Annotated in this window: 18 protein-coding genes; 6 read left to right on the forward strand and 12 right to left on the reverse strand. The window is 63.6% G+C overall.

Translation table 11 applies throughout. The features are described from left to right. The first annotated feature begins 13 nt into the window (after positions 1–13). From fliP to fliR, 3 genes are all read left to right on the forward strand, one after another. Positions 14–781 carry a flagellar type III secretion system pore protein FliP gene (gene fliP / locus AC5WNI_RS08790; RefSeq protein ID WP_378080062.1) on the forward strand — a complete coding sequence of 256 codons (768 nt, stop codon included), beginning with the start codon at positions 14–16 and terminating at the stop codon, positions 779–781. Between the two features lie 117 nt (positions 782–898). Then, positions 899–1,168, forward strand: a complete 270-nt coding sequence (gene fliQ / locus AC5WNI_RS08795) for a flagellar biosynthesis protein FliQ (RefSeq protein ID WP_284726046.1) — start codon at positions 899–901, stop codon at positions 1,166–1,168. Between the two features lie 60 nt (positions 1,169–1,228). Continuing rightward, positions 1,229–2,026, forward strand: a complete 798-nt coding sequence (fliR, locus tag AC5WNI_RS08800) for a flagellar biosynthetic protein FliR (RefSeq protein ID WP_495928343.1) — start codon at positions 1,229–1,231, stop codon at positions 2,024–2,026. A gap of 120 nt (positions 2,027–2,146) precedes the next feature. Here fliR and flgL read toward each other — a convergent pair whose 3' ends face one another. The 11 genes from flgL to flgB form a co-directional block, all read right to left on the reverse strand. After that, entirely contained in the window at positions 2,147–3,406 is a 1,260-nt protein-coding gene (flgL, locus tag AC5WNI_RS08805) for a flagellar hook-associated protein FlgL (protein WP_284726044.1), read from the reverse strand. Between the two features lie 10 nt (positions 3,407–3,416). Beyond that, the gene (gene flgK, locus AC5WNI_RS08810) at positions 3,417–5,048 is read right to left on the reverse strand and encodes a flagellar hook-associated protein FlgK (RefSeq protein WP_495928344.1); all 1,632 of its coding nucleotides are present in this window, start codon (positions 5,046–5,048) and stop codon (positions 3,417–3,419) included. Positions 5,049–5,215: 167 nt separating this feature from the next. Further along, the gene (gene flgJ / locus AC5WNI_RS08815) at positions 5,216–6,673 is read right to left on the reverse strand and encodes a flagellar assembly peptidoglycan hydrolase FlgJ (protein WP_495928345.1); all 1,458 of its coding nucleotides are present in this window, start codon (positions 6,671–6,673) and stop codon (positions 5,216–5,218) included. Beyond that, positions 6,673–7,812 carry a flagellar basal body P-ring protein FlgI gene (locus AC5WNI_RS08820; protein ID WP_378080063.1) on the reverse strand — a complete coding sequence of 380 codons (1,140 nt, stop codon included), beginning with the start codon at positions 7,810–7,812 and terminating at the stop codon, positions 6,673–6,675. Before AC5WNI_RS08820 ends, flgJ begins: the two co-directional genes overlap by 1 nt. A 104-nt stretch (positions 7,813–7,916) precedes the next feature. Then, positions 7,917–8,594 (reverse strand): flagellar basal body L-ring protein FlgH, encoded by a 678-nt coding sequence (locus tag AC5WNI_RS08825; protein WP_131433022.1) that lies wholly within the window; start codon positions 8,592–8,594, stop codon positions 7,917–7,919. A gap of 121 nt (positions 8,595–8,715) precedes the next feature. Continuing rightward, positions 8,716–9,498, reverse strand: coding sequence for a flagellar basal-body rod protein FlgG (gene flgG, locus AC5WNI_RS08830; RefSeq protein WP_054556613.1), 783 nt, complete (start codon positions 9,496–9,498; stop codon positions 8,716–8,718). Between the two features lie 26 nt (positions 9,499–9,524). Next, positions 9,525–10,292, reverse strand: coding sequence for a flagellar basal body rod protein FlgF (locus AC5WNI_RS08835; RefSeq protein ID WP_284726041.1), 768 nt, complete (start codon positions 10,290–10,292; stop codon positions 9,525–9,527). A 75-nt stretch (positions 10,293–10,367) separates the two neighbouring features. Next, positions 10,368–11,627, reverse strand: a complete 1,260-nt coding sequence (gene flgE, locus AC5WNI_RS08840; RefSeq protein ID WP_284726040.1) for a flagellar hook protein FlgE — start codon at positions 11,625–11,627, stop codon at positions 10,368–10,370. 131 nt (positions 11,628–11,758) lie between these two features. Then, complete coding sequence (locus AC5WNI_RS08845; RefSeq protein ID WP_495928346.1) at positions 11,759–12,448, reverse strand: flagellar hook assembly protein FlgD; 690 nt, start codon at positions 12,446–12,448, stop codon at positions 11,759–11,761. A gap of 54 nt (positions 12,449–12,502) precedes the next feature. Continuing rightward, on the reverse strand, positions 12,503–12,979 hold the full coding sequence (gene flgC / locus AC5WNI_RS08850) for a flagellar basal body rod protein FlgC (protein WP_054556609.1): 477 nt from the start codon (positions 12,977–12,979) through the stop codon (positions 12,503–12,505). Further along, positions 12,979–13,374 carry a flagellar basal body rod protein FlgB gene (gene flgB, locus AC5WNI_RS08855; RefSeq protein WP_317291991.1) on the reverse strand — a complete coding sequence of 132 codons (396 nt, stop codon included), beginning with the start codon at positions 13,372–13,374 and terminating at the stop codon, positions 12,979–12,981. Before flgB ends, flgC begins: the two co-directional genes overlap by 1 nt. A 377-nt stretch (positions 13,375–13,751) precedes the next feature. Here flgB and flgA point away from each other — a divergent pair, with 377 nt between their 5' ends. From flgA to AC5WNI_RS08870, 3 genes are all read left to right on the forward strand, one after another. Beyond that, a complete protein-coding gene (gene flgA, locus AC5WNI_RS08860; protein ID WP_286988142.1) occupies positions 13,752–14,600 on the forward strand; it encodes a flagellar basal body P-ring formation chaperone FlgA in 849 nt (282 codons plus the stop codon). Between the two features lie 325 nt (positions 14,601–14,925). Continuing rightward, positions 14,926–15,204 (forward strand): flagellar biosynthesis anti-sigma factor FlgM, encoded by a 279-nt coding sequence (flgM, locus tag AC5WNI_RS08865; protein WP_054556606.1) that lies wholly within the window; start codon positions 14,926–14,928, stop codon positions 15,202–15,204. After that, a complete protein-coding gene (locus AC5WNI_RS08870; protein ID WP_284726036.1) occupies positions 15,201–15,674 on the forward strand; it encodes a flagella synthesis protein FlgN in 474 nt (157 codons plus the stop codon). The genes flgM and AC5WNI_RS08870 overlap by 4 nt, the downstream gene beginning before the upstream one ends. 257 nt (positions 15,675–15,931) lie before the next feature. On the opposite strand, the gene AC5WNI_RS08875 is transcribed toward AC5WNI_RS08870, so the two are convergent. After that, positions 15,932–16,372 (reverse strand): flagellar protein FlhE, encoded by a 441-nt coding sequence (locus AC5WNI_RS08875; protein ID WP_284726035.1) that lies wholly within the window; start codon positions 16,370–16,372, stop codon positions 15,932–15,934. Positions 16,373–16,544 lie beyond the last annotated feature (172 nt).

The raw sequence follows: 16,544 nt of genomic DNA on the forward strand, positions 1-16,544 counted from the left end.
GTTGTCGCCGGGCATGAGAGCAAGAGGATTGAAGACAGGAGAGCTGCTGACAGGGCTTCTGATCGCATTGTCAGCATGCCTGCTGACCAGCCAGGCGGCGCACGCCGATGTGCTCAGCGGCCTGACCAGCCAGCCACTGCCGGACGGCGGCGAGTCCTGGTCGCTGAATATCCAGACGCTGATCCTGCTCAGTGGCCTCGCCCTGCTGCCGGCAGCCTTGCTGATGATGAGTGCCTTCACGCGCATCATCATCGTGCTCGGCCTGCTGCGCACCGCGCTGGGCACCGCGTCTGCGCCGCCCAATCAGGTGCTGGTCGGCATTGCGCTGTTTCTGACCTTCTTCGTGATGTCGCCGGTGCTGGAGCGCATCTACGACGAGGCCTGGCAACCCTATGACAGCCAGGCCATCAGCCTGCAGGAAGCCATCGAACGCGGCGGCGATCCACTGCGCGAATTCATGCTCGGTCAGGTGCGTGAGCCGGATATCGCCCTGTTCGCGCGCCTGGCCAAGGTCGAGGAAATCCAGACCCCGCAGGACGTGCCGTGGCGAGTGCTGCTGCCGGCCTTCGTCACCAGCGAGCTGAAGACCGCCTTCCAGATCGGCTTCAGTCTGTTCGTGCCCTTCCTGATCATCGACCTGGTAGTGGCGAGTGTGCTGATGGCACTGGGGATGATGATGGTGCCACCCGCCACCATTTCGCTGCCCTTCAAGTTGATGCTGTTCGTGATGGTCGATGGCTGGCAGCTGCTGCTGGGGTCGCTGGCCGAGAGCTTCTACTGAGCCAGGCCCAGACATCACGCCGTCACCGGGCTTTCTAGTCGTGACGCGCAACCGTGCCGCGCAACCGTGCACTGCCAGCCTCGACACCTCCCATCTGCCCATCGAGAACGCGCCGCCATGACACCTGAAGTCATCACCAACCTGGCCTCGCATGCCATGTACATCACCCTGTTGGTGGCAAGCCCGCTGCTGGCCAGCGCCCTGTTCATCGGCCTGATCGTCAGCCTGTTCCAGGCCGCGACCCAGATCAACGAGATGACCCTGTCCTTCATCCCCAAGATTCTCGGCGTGTTCGGTACCCTGGTACTGGCCGGCCCCTGGTTGCTGGAGACGCTGATGCACTTCACGCGCAGCGTCTTCACCGGCTTCCCGCACCTGATCGGATGAGCAATGCAAGGATGAGCGTCACCGTAAAGCCCGACGCAAGCCCGGTGGGAGGCCGCTCCATTGCCGAATGACCTGCTGTCCCCCGAGCATCTCCAGGCCCTGCTGCTGAGCGTGATGTGGCCCTTCGCGCGCCTGTCAGGCTTCATGATCAGCGCGCCGCTGTTCGGTCACCGCAGCCTGCCCACGCCGGTGCGCCTGTTGATGGCCTTTGGCCTGGCGCTGATCATCGCGCCGCTGGTCGATAGCCCACCCCCGGTGGATGTGCTCGGCCCGACCGCCGTCTGGCAGCTGGCATTGCAGATGGGCGTCGGGCTGGCACTGGGCCTGGTGATGCGCATCACCTTCGCCATCGTCGAGGCGGCCGGGGAATTCATCGGCTTGCAGATGGGTCTGGCCTTCGCCAGCTTCTTCTCGGCCGACACCGGCACCAATACCCAGGTGCTGTCGCGTCTGCTGGGCATGCTGGTCATGCTGCTGTTTCTGGCCTTCAATGGCCATCTGCTGGTACTGGAAATCCTGGTCACCCACTTCCACGAGATTCCCCTCGACCTGCGCCGCATGGGGCCCGTCGGGCTCGAGAATCTGTTGCTGTGGAGCGCCAGCCTGTTCAGCGCCGGCCTGCTGCTGGCCTTGCCGCTGGTTGCCTCGCTGCTGGCGATCAACCTGGCGATGGGCGTACTCAACCGCTCGGCACCGCAGCTGTCGGTGTTCTCGATCGGCTTCCCGCTGACCCTGCTGCTGGGCATCGCGATGCTGTGGCTGATGATGCCGGGCATGACGGACTGGCTGTCGCTGTTGTTCCGTCAGGCGCTGGGTGCCTTCCAGGCCGTGCATGAAGGCCTGGGCACGATGCCATGACATGCAAGCACTGATCTGAAAAGCAAAGACCAGGACGCAAGAGCCGCACCGAATGCCATCGCGAGAGCGAGTATCCAGTGCGGCTTTTTCATCATTCCTCGAGCGCGGTCACGCCATCACTCAGCGCAGATAGTCGAACAGCGACATGCCCGAGATATCCGAGAACGCCTGCTGAGAGGCCTGCAGCCCCACCTGGGTCAGCGAGTAGTCGGAGATCGCCTCGTTATAGTCCAGATCGATCAGGTCGGAGCGGGTCGAGGCATAGTTGAGCTCACGGTCATCCCCGATGATATCCAGCGAATCCAGCTCGTTGAGCTTGGTGCCGACATCGGCGCGCACCGTCAGCACATTGTCGAGACTGTTGCTGAACTGGCGACTGGCGGTCGAGATGGCGTTGTTGAAGGCGGCCTGGTCGGCCTCGCTCTCGATCGGCGTGCTCAGCGCGCTGATCAGGCCATCCAGATTGGCGAACAGATCGGCGCTGGCCTCACCCTCCTCGACCACCAGCTGCGTTGCCTTGCCGGAGGTCTGAGCTTCAGCGACCTGCTGTTCATCCCCGGACAGCGTCATCGACAGGCCATTGAACGCAAGCGTCATGCCATCGCTGAACGCCATGGGCGATGGCAGCGGGTTGCCTTCGCCATCCAGGATCGAGAGATCATTGCCATCGGCATCGATGCCGCTGATCGTGACGCCAGCGGCATCAATGCTGACGCTGTAGGCCGCGCCATCGACCCTCGCCGCGGCGTCAATGACTTCCGGCCCCTTGAAGGTGATCGGTAAAGATGACTCGCTCTCGCTGGTCTGGCGGGCCAGCTGCTGATTGCCGGATGCCACGCTGCCAAAGATCTGGCTGCCGGTATGATTGACCTCCATCAGGCGTGAGCTGTCGACGCGTTGCTGGCGCTGCTCATCATCGCCGCGATAGCTGCCATCCTCGCCAAAGGGCGCAGTATCACCGCTCATGCCGCCGAACAGATAGTTGCCGTTGCCGTCGGTGCTGTTGGCCAGACCCAGCAGCACTTCGCGGCTGCCTTCAAGCTCGGTGGCCAGTGCATCACGGTCACTGTCACTGAGGGTGCCGTTGCCCGCCTGCACGATCAGGCTCTGGACACGCGTGATGGTATCGGTGACCTGATTGAGCGCGCTCTCCTCGATGGACAGGTTGTTGCGCGCCGTGGTGCGGCTGTCGCTGAACTGTTCATTGACGGCCTGGGACTGCGAGAGCGTCACCGCCTGGCTGGCCGCGCTCGGATCATCCGAGGGATTGACCACGCGCTTGCCGGTGGCCAGCTGCTCGGACACCTTGGAGAACGCCGCCTGCTGATCCAGCATCGAGGTGACACCCTGGGCATAAAGGGTTTGGGTACTGATGCGCATCACGGCCTCGTTAACGGATGTTCAGAATGGTATCCAGCACCGTCGACGCGGTCTGGATGACCTGGGCGTTGGCCTGGTAATACTGCTGATAACGGATCAGGTCCGCGGCTTCTTCATCCAGATTGACCCCAGAGATCGACTGGTCTGCCGCCGACAGCTGCTCGGTCAGGCCCTGCTGAGCCTCCAGGTTGACCTGCACCTGGCGGGTCTGCTTGCCGACCTGGCTGACCAGCGACGCGTAGTGATCATTGAAGCTGCCGGCGCTGCCCAGGGCGTCGCTGCTCTGCAGTGACTGCAGAGCGAGAATGTTGCGGTTGTCGAGGCTGGCATCGCTCGAGCCCACCGCGATCTCGGCGCCTTCGTCGATCGCGACCCCGAAGGTGTCGGCGATATTGCGCGTCGGCTGGATGGTGAAGCTGTCACCGTCCGCCATGCCGGTGGCGGTGAACACCAGGCCATCCTGGCGCATCACGCCTTCGCTGTCCGGGGTCAGGGTCTGCACGGCGCCGCTGCTGAGGTTCTCCAGCTGGTAGGTGCCGCCCTCAAGACTCAGGCGGTAGTCATCACCGGTCAGCGCGACACTGTAGAAATCGTCACCTTCCTGCTGGGTGGCGGGGGCGAATGTCACCTCAAGGTCCGCTCCGGCGGCATTGCCGCTGGCCGGCAGCACTTCCGGATCGCCGAGAGTGAAGAAGTCGCTCCCCGCGTTGCCATTGGCGTCGACACCGTCGGCGTGCTGGGCATTGAAGGTCAACGCCAGACCCGCGGTCAACTGGCCGAGCTGATTCTGGGTCGGCTCGAGGCTGTCGGCGCGGAAGCTCAACAACCCGCCCAGGGTGCCGCCTTCGAGCTGCGCCTCATCGATGGCGCTGGTCACGCCCGGCGCCACGCTGTAGGTGACCACCGAACGGCTCATGTCCTGCGGGTCTGGCTCCACGGCCAGTTCGTAATTGCTGCTGCCGTTGACCAGCAGCTGGCCATTGCCGAGGCTGACGCTCAGCCGGCCATCCTGCTCCTGCACCTCGACGCCGACCAGCGTTTGCAGGTCAGTCACCGCCTGATCGCGCTGGTCCAGCAGGCCCAGCGGCTCTTCGCCGGTACGTGCACGCGTCAGGGAAATCTGCTCGTTGAGCGAGGCGATCTGGCTGGTGGCAGTGTTGATGTCGCCGACCACATCGCCGAGCTGTGAATTGACCGCAGAATCCATGTCATCCAGATAGGCGGAGAAGGCATTGAGCTGCCCGGCCAGGCTCTCGGCGCTGCCCAGCAGGCTCTCGCGCGCCGCCGGATCACTCGGCTGACTGGCTACGCCTTCGATGGCGCCGAAGAACTCCTGCATCAACGGCGCCAGGCCCGCCTCGTCATCGGCGAGCAGATTGTCGATCTGACTGATGTTGGCTTCATGGGTCTCAAGCGCCGTGCTGGCGCTCATGGCGCTGTCCAGCTGCGCAGAGAGATAGCTGTCAGTCTGGCGGCTGATCGACGCCACACTGACACCGCCACCACTGTTGCCATTCAACTCGACCGTTTCACGGCTATAGCCCGGCGTGTAGACGTTGGCGATGTTGTTGCTGTTGGTGGCAAGCGCCGTCTGGGCGGCTTGCAGACCACTGACACCGATACTCAACATGCTGCTGGCCATGGCGTTTACCTGAAAGGAACAATGGGAAAAGGGAGAAGGTGGATGACGCCACACCGGCGTACGGATGCTGTGAATATCGGCGCGCCAGACGCCAACTTGAGGCCCTAGGCAGCAATAGTTGCCAGCAATTCATCTCATCAACACTGAATCGTCATCAGCGGCGCTCTCTAACGGATCAGCGGCTCTGAACGGCCCATCGCCAACTGGATGGCCCCTGATGCATTACTTTGACTGCCAGTACCGATCTCTTTATTCGTCGCAGACGCCACAGACGCCACAGACGCCACACCCGTCGCAGACGCCACATCCGCCGCAGACGCCAGCTCGACCAGCGGCTGAGCATCGTGCGCATCGAGGGCAAACAGCGGCGCAGAAGCCTCAAGCAGCCCGCGCAGGGAGCTTGAGTTGGCGGTTGCGACAGACGATGACCCAGGCACGGCATCGCGTGACGCCAGGCGGGTCTCCGCTGTCTCGAGAGGCCCGCTGGCCTCCAGCGGGCCGACACGACTCATGATCGAGATCAGCTTGTCGGCATAGTGCGGGTCAGTGGCGTAGCCCGCCTCCTGCAAGGCACGCGCCGCACTCTCGGCGTCCGGCGACCGGGTCACGTGGGCATAACGCTGGGCGCCGGTCAGCAGTGCGGCATGATCGCGCAGCGCACTGGCCTGATCGGGATAGACGCGGAAGCTGTCCTCGAGACGCATGCGGCGCCCATTGCGATATTCGGTGGTCAGCACCGTGGTGCTGTCGCCCTGCCAGCTGCTGCCGGCCTTGATGCCGAACAGGTTATGGCTGTCGGTGCCGGCCTTGGTGTGGATGCGACGCTCCCCCCAGCCCGTCTCCAGCGCGGCCTGCGCCAGAATCAATTCTGCGGGCAGCCCGCTTTCACGACTGGCCGCCTGAGCGGCGGGGCCAAATTCCGCCACGAAGCGCTGCACATTCTCGGGCTGGCGACGTTGTTGCTCGCTGAGCGCTGCCACGTCGGTCACTGCCACCAGGCTGACGGTGTCAGACACGTCATCCTTGCCTGTCGTCGCCATCGGCAGCTCGGCATAGACACCTCGCGCCGTGTCGCCGGGCGCCAGCGTATCGAGCATCGCCATGAAGCCAGCCACCTCGTCTGTGGCGCGTGTCTCCACCGCCGCCTGCCAGTCACCTTCGCGAGCCGCGCCCCCCTCCGGGGTCAGACCCACCGCCGACAACCAGCCGTCGGCCCCCTGTTCATCGACCGGCTCGCCCTCCACTACTGCGCTTAGGGAGATTGCGGTACTGCTATCCGTGTTCGTGCCCGTCGCCGTGCTGGAGGACAACTGCTGAATCAGGATCTTCGACAGGCCGATACCGTCACCGACACTGGCCAGTTGCTGGGAGAGCTGCTGGTCCAGCATCGAGGTCATCATCTCTTGCTGCTGGGAGCCGGTCAGCGCTGAGTTCTCGGTGGCCGAGCGCATCTGCTTGAGCATCATGTTGAGCATCAAGGCCTCGAATTGGCGCGCACTCTCCTCCAGCGCCTCCTGCTGACGCTCGCCGCCACTGCTGGCCGCCCCCTTGAGGCTCGCCAGACCCTGGGTATCGAAGGCCAGACGACCGGCATCCACATTGGCACCGCTACCAAGCACACTCATCAGATCACCTCGAGATCAGCACGCAGCGCACCGGCTGCCTTGAGCGCTTCCAGAATCGAGACCAGGTCCTGCGGCGTGGCGCCCAGCGCATTCAGGCCATCGACGACCTCCTGCAGGCTGGCAGTCCCCTCGACCATGCGCAGCGCACCGCCTTGCTGGTTCACGCTGATATCGGGGTCATTGACCACTGCCGTCTGTCCCTGGGACAGCGGCGCGGGCTGACTGATCACAGGATTGGCGTCGATCACCACCGACAGATTGCCGTGGGTAACCGCGGCACGCGCCAGGCGCACTTCGGAATTCATCACCACCGAACCGGTCCGCGCATTGACCACCACACGCGCACGCGGCACGCCCAGGGCGACCTCGATGTTCTCGAGTCTGGCGATGAACCCGACACGCTGACTGAGATCACGCGGTGCCTGCACCACGATATCGCGACTGCTGAGCGGCGAGGCCAGCGAGCCGCCGAAGTTGCGATTGATGGCACTGGCGACGTTCTGGGCATGATTGAAATCGCCCTCAAACAGATCGAGATGGATCACGCCATTCTCATCCCCGAGACGCGTCGGTACGCCGCGCTCCACCGTCGCGCCACTGGGAATGCGCCCGGCGGTCAGCTGGTTGACCTGCACGCTGGAACCGCCGGCCGAGGCACCGGCGCCACCGATGATCAGATTGCCCTGCGCCAGCGCGTAGACCTGGCCATCCACGCCCTTGAGCGGCGTCATCAACAGGGTGCCACCGCGCAGACTCTTGGCATTGCCCAGCGACGACACCACGACATCGATGGGCTGACCGGAGCTGGCAAAGGCCGGCAGGCTGGCGGTGACCATGACCGCCGCCACGTTCTTGAGCTGCATGTTGGTGCCCGACGGCACCGTCACGCCCAGCTGGGAGAGCATGTTGGTCAGACTCTGGCCAGTGAACGGCGCCTGGGTGGTCTGGTCCCCACTGCCATCCAGCCCCACCACCAGGCCGTAGCCGACCAGCGGGTTGTCGCGCACGCCGCGCACCTGGGCGAGGTCCTTGATGCGATCGGCCTGCGCCGCCTGCAACGTCAAGGTCAGGCAGCTCACCAGCATCAGGCAGGCGGCCAGCGCAGCGCGCCAGCGTGGATTAGGGAGCATCTCAGGCATCGGATAGCGACTCATGATGGGACAGCGTGGTGAGAAATCGGGGCGAAGCATTCAAAACAGGGCAAACCTCTGCAGAACAAGCCGCGGCAATCGCCACGCCAGGCTCAGAACGGCGCCAGATTGAGGAAGAAGCGCTGCATCCAGCCCATGTTCTGCGCCTCGTTGATATAGCCATCACCGACATATTCGATGCGTGCACTGGCCACCTGGGTGGACTGCACCGTATTGGCCGAGGAAATCGTGCGCGGATTGACCACTCCGGAGAAGCGAATCGACTCGGTACCCTGATTGATCGCGATGCGCTTCTCGCCGCGCACTTCCAGATTGCCGTTGGGTTGCACCTGACTGACCGTCACGGTGATGGTGCCGGTGAAACTGTTGTTGGCATTCGAGCCACCACTGCCGGTGAAGTCATTCTCGCCCTCGATATCGGCATCGGTGCCATCCAGCAGTCCCGTCATGAAATCGGGGATGGCGGTCAGCGAGAAACCGAGGCTGCCGTCGCGGCTGGCATTGCTGGCCGAGCTCTTGCTGGCGCTGACATTCTCGTCGAGCAGGATGGTGATGATGTCGCCGATGGCACGTGGGCGGCGATCCTCGAACAGCGGCTGGTTGCCATACAGCGGCTGGAAGATGGCGCCATTGGCCATCGGTTCCGGGCGCGGCTGCATCGTCGACTCCATTGGCGTGGTATCGACCAGCGGCTCGCTGGGGATATGGGCGCACCCGGCGCCTACCAGCGTCATGGCCAGCATCGCCAATCCGGCCAGCGCGCGGCGCATGCGACGCCAGCCAGGCAACGCCAATCCGGGCATCGCCAAACCAATCTGGCGTGGGCAAACAGCTGACAGGGATGGCAGCGCCACCACCGGGAGATCACGCGAAAGCGACATGCGACAACCCTTACATCTGGACCAGACGCTCCAGCATCTGATCGGTGGTGGTCACGGCCTTGGAATTGATCTCATAGGCACGCTGGTTCTGGATCATGCCCACCATCTCTTCCACCACGTTGACGTTGGAGGTCTCGACGAAGCCCTGATAGAGAGTGCCCGCACCATTGAAGCCCGGCACGTTGTCACTGCGCGGCCCCGAGGCATCGGTCTCGGAATACAGATTCTCGCCACGACTGAACAGGCCCGTCGGGTTGATGAAGGTAGACAGCTGCAGCTGACCGACCTCGGTGCTGTTGGTGGAACCGGGCTGGGTGACGCTGACCACGCCATCGGAGGCGATATCGACACTCAGGGCATTGGCCGGAATGACGATCGCCGGGTCCAGCGGGTAACCACTGGCGGTGACCATCTGGCCAGTGCTGTCGAGCTGGAAGGAGCCATCGCGGGTATAGGCATTGGTACCATCCGGCAGCATCACCGCGAAGAAGCCCTGACCATTGATCGCGACATCCTTGGAATTCTCGGTCTGCTCCAGATTGCCCTGGATATGCAGACGCTCGGTGGCCACGGTGCGCACCCCGGTGCCCACCTGCAGCCCCGAGGGCAGCTCGGTGGTGGCAGAGGAGGCAGCGCCGGGCTGGCGCATGTTCTGGTAGAGCAGATCTTCAAACACCGCGCGCGACTGCTTGAAACCATTGGTCGAGACGTTGGCCAGGTTGTTGGCCGTGACGTCCATCTGCATCTGCTGAGCTTCAAGGCCGCTCTTGGCTGTCCATAGGGCACGAATCATCAGGGGGCTCCGCCGTGATTACGGGGTCAGTCGGTACCAAGCAGGCTGTTGCCACGCTCGGCCATGCGCTCTGCCGTGTCGATGCTCTTCATCTGCATCTCGAAACTGCGCGCGTTGTTGATCATGGCGACCATCGCGTCGGTCGCCGAGACGTTGCTGCTCTCCAGGGCGCCGGAGACGACCCGTACCAGCGGGTCGGCGGCCAGCGGTGGCGCGGCCTCCCCCGCCGCAGTCGGCGGCTGACGGAAATAGCCGTCCTCGCCGCGCACAAGCGCCGGGCTGCCGGGAATGGCCTCGGGATTGACCAGCTTGAGCTGGGCCTGCAGCACCATGGTGTCAGGCGCATCCGCCGCCGAGCGCGCACTCACGCTGCCATCGGCGGAGATATGCACGATGGCGTTGAGCGGCAGCTCGATCGGCCCGCCATCGCCCATTACCGGCAAGCCGCCGGAGGTCAAAACACCATCGGCATCGATCTGCAGCGCGCCGTTGCGGGTGTAGAGCTCCCCGCCATTCGCGTCCTGCACGGCCAGCATGCCGGGGCCGTCCAGCGCGACATCCAGCGAGCGATCCGTTGTCTGGATGGTGCCCTGGGCCATCGAGGCCCCCGCGGTGGTCAGCTGACTGGAGACGCGTGTCGCCAGCCCTTCGCCCTGCACATCCACCGCCCGCGACAGCGTCAGCATCTCGCGAAAGCCGGTGGTCGAGAGGTTGGCCAGGTTATGACTGGCGACATCCTGAGCCGCCAGGCTGCGCTGGGCGCCGCTCATGGCGGTGTAGAGCATTCTGTCCATCAACCGACTCCGATCTGGTCAGATAACGCGCGCAACGCTGGCGCTGTCAGGCGACATGGCATCATTCAGCCCGGATCAACGCAGGTTAATCACGGTCTGCTGGACTTCGTCCTGCACCGAGATGGTCTGGGCATTCGACTGGTAGTTGCGCTGGGCGATGATCAGATCGACCAGCTCGGTGGTCAGGTCGACGTTGGAGGCTTCCACCGCCCCCGAGACCACATCACCGAACACTCCCTCGCCCGGCACGCCGACCAGCGGCTCACCGGATTCCGCAGTCGCCAGCCAGCTGTTGTCGCCATTGGGCTTGAGGCCCTGATCGTTGGCGAAGTTGGCCAGCGCGATGGTGCCCAGCGTCTGGGTCAGTTCATTGGAGTAGCTGCCGATCACCCGCCCGTCACCGTCGATGGAGATGCCCACTAGGCTGCCCGAGGTGTAGCCGTTCTGAGATAGCGAGGTGACCTCGTAGTCGTTGGCGTACTGGGTGCTGCCCGTCAGATCGATGCTGAAGTTCATGTCTTCGGCACCGTTCGCGAGGGTGTAGGTCATGGCGGTCTGGGTATAGTCGCTGTTCAGCTGGCCATTGGTGCCGAAGCTGATCTGCTCCACTTGGACATCGAAATCCACCGTAGGGGTTATGCCGGCATTCACATCCGACTGGTATTCGGCCGACTTGCCGGCGAAGTCCATGACATGCTGAACATCCCAGGTATTGCTGTCGGTCTTGGTATAGAACGACGTCACGACATGCTCGCTGCCCAGGCTGTCATAGACGGTCATCGACGACGCGTAGTCATAGCTGGTCGGATCCATCGGATCGAAGGTCGTGGTGGTCGGCTCGGCTTCGGAATCCAGATTGATGGATATCTGCGCGCCATAGATGCTGTTGGCAAGATTGTCCTGGGTCGCACTGGCCGCCAGGGGCGCGGTCGGCACCTGCAGCACGACGGGCTCGCCAGTGACCCGCTCGCCGGCATAGCCCGTCAGCTGGGCACCCTGCGTATTGACGATATAGCCATCGGCATCGACATTGAGCTGGCCATTGCGCGAATAGACCACCTGACCGGTGCTGTCGGCAAAGCGCAGGAAGCCTTCGCCGGAAATCGCGATATCGAGATCACGCCCGGTGGTTTCCAGCGAACCGGTCGAGAAGTCCTGGGAGATGGAGGCAACCTGGACCCCGATACCCGCCGCCTGAGAACTGGCATAAAGATCCGCGAACTGGGTCTCGGAGGACTTGAAGCCTACCGTTTCCGAGTTGGCGATGTTGTTGCCGATCACATCCAGATTGGTTGCCGCCGCACTCAAGCCGCTCAATGCCTGTGAAAACGCCATGGTCTGTCCCTTTGATCGCGATGAAGATGAAAGCCCGAGACCTGTCAGCGAGCTCGGGGCGGCCAAACGGCCTGAAACTGGTGGCCCGTCCGGCGGGCTCGCTAGCGCTATCCCGACGCCATGGGCTCAGCTCAAAGCACCTGACGCACGGCGTCCAGACTGACGACACCCAACACCGGACCCAGGTCCAGCTGGGCACCGCTGTCGGTCTGATTGACGCCACTGACCACGCCATAACTCAGCGTCTGCAGGTCGTCATAGCTCTCGCCTGCCCGCTCGGCCGTCACGACCAGCTGGTAGGAGCCATCAGCGGCTTCAGTGCCATCATCCAGCAAACCGTCCCAGACGAAGCCATGAATACCCGCCTCCAATGCGCCCAACTCGAAGGTCTTGACCACACTGCCATCCGCGCCCAGCACCTCGACGGTGGCATTGTCGACATCGTCGGCCAGCTCAAGGCCGAAGGGTGTCGAGGTCGCGTTGCCCACCAGCACCGCATTGCCGCCGACCAGCACGCCCTGATAGAGAAGACTGGCCGCCTGCAGCGCTTCACTGCTGGAAATCTGCGCCGTGATGCCCTCAAGGGTGGTGTTGAGTTCTTCGATACCACTGACGGTGCTGATCTGGGCCAGCTGCGCGGTCAGGTCGGAATTCGACACCGGGTCCATCGGGTCCTGGTTCTGCATCTGCGCCACCAGCAGGGTCATGAATTGATCATTGAGCTCCTCGGTACTGCTCACCGACTGCGTGCTGTCGGTGACGCCGGAGGACGTGGTGGTCTGGTTGATGCTGTTGAGCACACTGGTGTCTAGCGTCGCCATGCGATTACCCGAAATCAGAAGAAGCGGTCAGAAGGCCAAAGCCTCGAGCGAGGGTCATTCCCCCAGCGTCAGCGTCTTGCGCAGCAGAGACTTGGAGGTATTGAAGACCTCGACATTGGCCTCGTAGGACTTGGAAGCCGCGATCATGTCGACCATCTCGGCAACCGGATCGACATTGGAGAAGGTCACATAGCCCTGCTCGTCGGCGAGGGGATGATCGGGACGATACTCCTGGCGCGCCGGGGCATCGCTCAGCTCCACCGAGCTGACCCTGACACCCCCGAGGCCTGCACTGCGTGACGCCATCTGTGTCGCCAGACCGCCACCGGCCAGGTTGGCCGTCGCCAGCGAGGCATTGGCCTGACGCGCGAGGGGCGCGTACTCGAACACCACCTGACGCGCCTGATAGGGCTTGCCATCCGGGCCCGCCACGCTGTCGGCGTTGGCCATGTTGCTGGCCACGGCATTGATGCGCTGCGACTGGGCCGCCATCGCGGAACCCGCGACGTTGAAGATGCTGAACGCTGCCATCAACTGTTCTCCGATTGCATGGCCAGGCGCAGGCCCTGGATCTTGCCGGTCAGAAGCTCAAGGCTGGCCTCGTAATGCAGACTGTTGTCCGCGAAATTGACCCGCTCCACATCCATGTCGACGGTATTGCCGTCCAGACTCGGCTGTGTCGGCACGCGATAGAGCAGGTCCGCGCCTAGCGACAGCCCCGCCCCGCTGGCGGCCTGGTGGCCGGCCTGGGTCGTGTTCAGCGCAAGCGGCCCCGCCGCGGCATTGCCCGCCGTCGCCTTGGCCAGGGTGGCGGAGAAGTCGATATCGCGCGCCAGATAGCCCGGCGTGTCGGCATTGGCGATATTGGTGGCCAGCACCTGCTGACGCTCGGCGCGAAGGCCCAGCGCCTGCTGGTGAAAGCTCATGAGGGAATCAAGTCGATCAAACATGGAAGTGCCCCGCTGTCGGCACCTCGCCCTGATGTGAGCGAGGGAACATCCATCGATCAGCTCACGCGTAGGGGAGCATGACGGAAAGCAGGACTGAGAATAGTCAGCCAGCGCCAGGATGAAGGTAAGAACAAGCCACTTTATCGCGGCTATTTCTGGCCATGCCGGTATCAGGGGCGGCTTACAATCTCTCGCGGCACTGAACCAGCGCCCTGAACCCTGTGCCCTGAACCAGGGGCGCTTGACCCCGCCTTCCGCCCCGGACGCCACTCGCGATGAGAGACAGCATGCCGAAAATCAGCGTAGCGAAAGGCCTGACGGCGGCAAAAGCGCTGTCTGATTCAAGAAGAGTGGTGACGGCAAAAGGACTGTGGCGCACCATCGCCAGCACCGGGCTGTTGGCCCTGCTACCCGCGGGGGCCGCTGTGCATGCCAGCACCTCAGACGCGATCGGCTCTGCCATTCAGCCGTCTGCCGCCCAGGCATCAGCATCAGCATCAGCATCAGCCTCAACAACAGCGCCTTCTGTCAAAGACGCGCAGACACGCGCCGTCGAGGCCCTGCGCTGGCAATTGAGCGACTTCTTCACTGCCGAGGACAGCGGCCCCGTCAGAGTGCGCATGCCCGGCGAGCCACCACTGAGCGCGCCCAGCGAGGCCTCAGTACAACTCGAGCTGCGTCGCCTGCCCGCCCGCCTGAAAGATTGCTCGGCACCCCAGCTGAGCCTCAATGCCGCGCGCAGTGACCGCCATGCACCGGGCCTCAAACGTCTGCAGCTGCTGTGCGCCAACGGCCAGCAACACATCGTCAGCGTTCGCATGGAACGCTACGCCTGGCGCCAGAGCACGCCACAGCCGCTCGCGAGCGGCACCCCGCTGGCACCCGCGAGATTGACGCCGGTACTGACGCCACTGGGCAAGTTGCGTGGCAATGGCTTCGAGAGCGCCGCGGCACTGTCAGGTTTCGAGGTACGCCGCCGCCTGCGCGCCGGCGAGGTCATCACCCGCAACAGCGTGCGGGCCATCCCGCTGGTAAACTTCGGCGATACCGTGACCTATCAGGTCAGCGGCACAGGCTTCAGCATGCAGCGCAGTGCGCGGGCGCTGGAGGCTGGGGGGCTCGATGAGCGCATCCGCATCGAACTCGCTCCAGGCGACTGGGTGCGCGCCCGCGTCATCGGGCCGCGGCGGGTAGCGCCATGATGACTTCAGTTGACTTCAGTTGAGTTGAGTTGAGATGAGTTGAGATGAGCCGCGCCGAGCCGAGTCATCCTGTTGACTGCGCACGTCCAGCCACGACACGCTGACGCACCGGAACGAGACGCTGACGCTCAAAGTCCGAAATGCTTGATACTGACAAGCCGCCACCGGCACCAGATGCCTCATTCCTGAGGGACCATATTGCCTGTGTGGGGTAAAGCTTGTGCTGGCATGGCCGATAGTCGATTCAAGCGCGCAGATGACGCACGCAACCCATCCATTACAGGCTCGTCGTCGAGCCCGGCCCAACGGCCAGAGAGGACAGTCAATGAAGATTGAACATGGCGGCCCGATACAGCGCAGCGACACTCAAGCCCCGCGCGAACTGCGTCCCGAGACGGCCAAGGACACCACCGCCACCACGGCGGCGACCTCCACGGCCGACTCCACCCAGGTCGAGCTTTCCAGCAGCGCGATCGATGCAGGCCAGGACATCGACCAGGCACGCGTCGACAGCCTCAAGCAGGCCATCGCCGATGGCAGCATCAAGATCGATGTCGACCGCATCGCCCAAGGGCTGATCGATGCCTTCGAAGGTGACGCATGACACTCGATGACGCCTCGACGGCCTTGCTGGGCGAGATCTTTTCCGGCCTCGAGCAGGAGCTCAATGACTTCATCGCCCTGCTCGAGGAAGAACAGCGCCTGCTGGGCCAACGCCTGCCAAGCGCGGCAGACCTTGAGGCCTCGCGCGAAGCCAAGCTAGCCAACGCCGCCCGCCTGGAAGCGCTGGAGAGCCGCCGGCGCAGCTGGCTGAACAGCGCCGGGCTCACCAATGACCCACTGGAACTGCATACGGTGCTCGCCAGCCAGCCGGTATTGGCCACCCAGTGGTGGCATCTGGTGACGCTGACGCGCCGCGCCCAGGCACGCAATCGCTTGAATGGTGAGCTGATCGGTCAGCGCATGGCGCTGCACAGCAAGATTCTCGACAGCCTGCATCAACGTTCCCCCGGCCATTACGGCGCCGATGGACGCCCGGCAGCGGGGGCCTCACGCCTGAACGTCTCGGCCTGAATGTCCTGGCCTGAATGACCCGCCTTGACTGTCCTGGCCTGCGTGTCCTGACTTGAATACCTAAGGCGTGAGGCTCGCGGGCTGCACACCCCGACTGTCTTTCCTTTTACTGACCCAGAAACACGCGAGGCCCGGCATTCTGCCGAGCCTCCAGATACAGCTGATTCATTCCACTCGCCAGCCAATCAGCCAGCGATCGTCAGCCACTCATCGCCAGTCATTCAAAGACAGCCCCCTTTCGCTGACAACACCGCCAGTCACGCACCTTCCAGACTCTCGACGTCGATCACCAGCTGGATGTCATCCAGATGTGCCGCCGGCTTGAGTACGCCACGTCCATTGCGATAGACCTTCAGCGAGAATGGCGCCGTCGCCAGCTCTCGGGTGGGCAGGGTCAACTTGCCACGCCTCGCCGCGAGCATGGCGCAGCGCTCCTCCAGGCAGAGCATGACCTGCCACTCCCCCGGTGCACTCGTGAGCGAATAGCGCCAATGAATCGCGGTGACGCGCGTCCTGTCAGGCGCCATCAGCCCTGAATCACGCACGGCATCTGCCACTGCCAGAGGGCGCATATACCAATGCCCCCGCTGAGCGATGGTCAGCGACTCGACGGACATCATCACCGCCGCGCTGGCGGCCTGTACCGGCGTGGACAGCGTCGTGGCCCACAGCGCTGCTGCCGTCATCAAGGCCGCCATCGGTGCCGTCCTGTATTTTGGCTTCGCACTCAGCTTCGCTCTCGACACCACTCCCGCCCTGGATTTCCTGAATCCTGTCGCCACTCGACTCCTTCTCTGCACTGCTGACTCCTTCAGATCCATCTTGCTGCAGACGCTCGACACACCCCTTGTCGACGCCTTCCCTGTCGCA

This window comes from Cobetia sp. PDI-12MA (genome assembly GCF_059507695.1).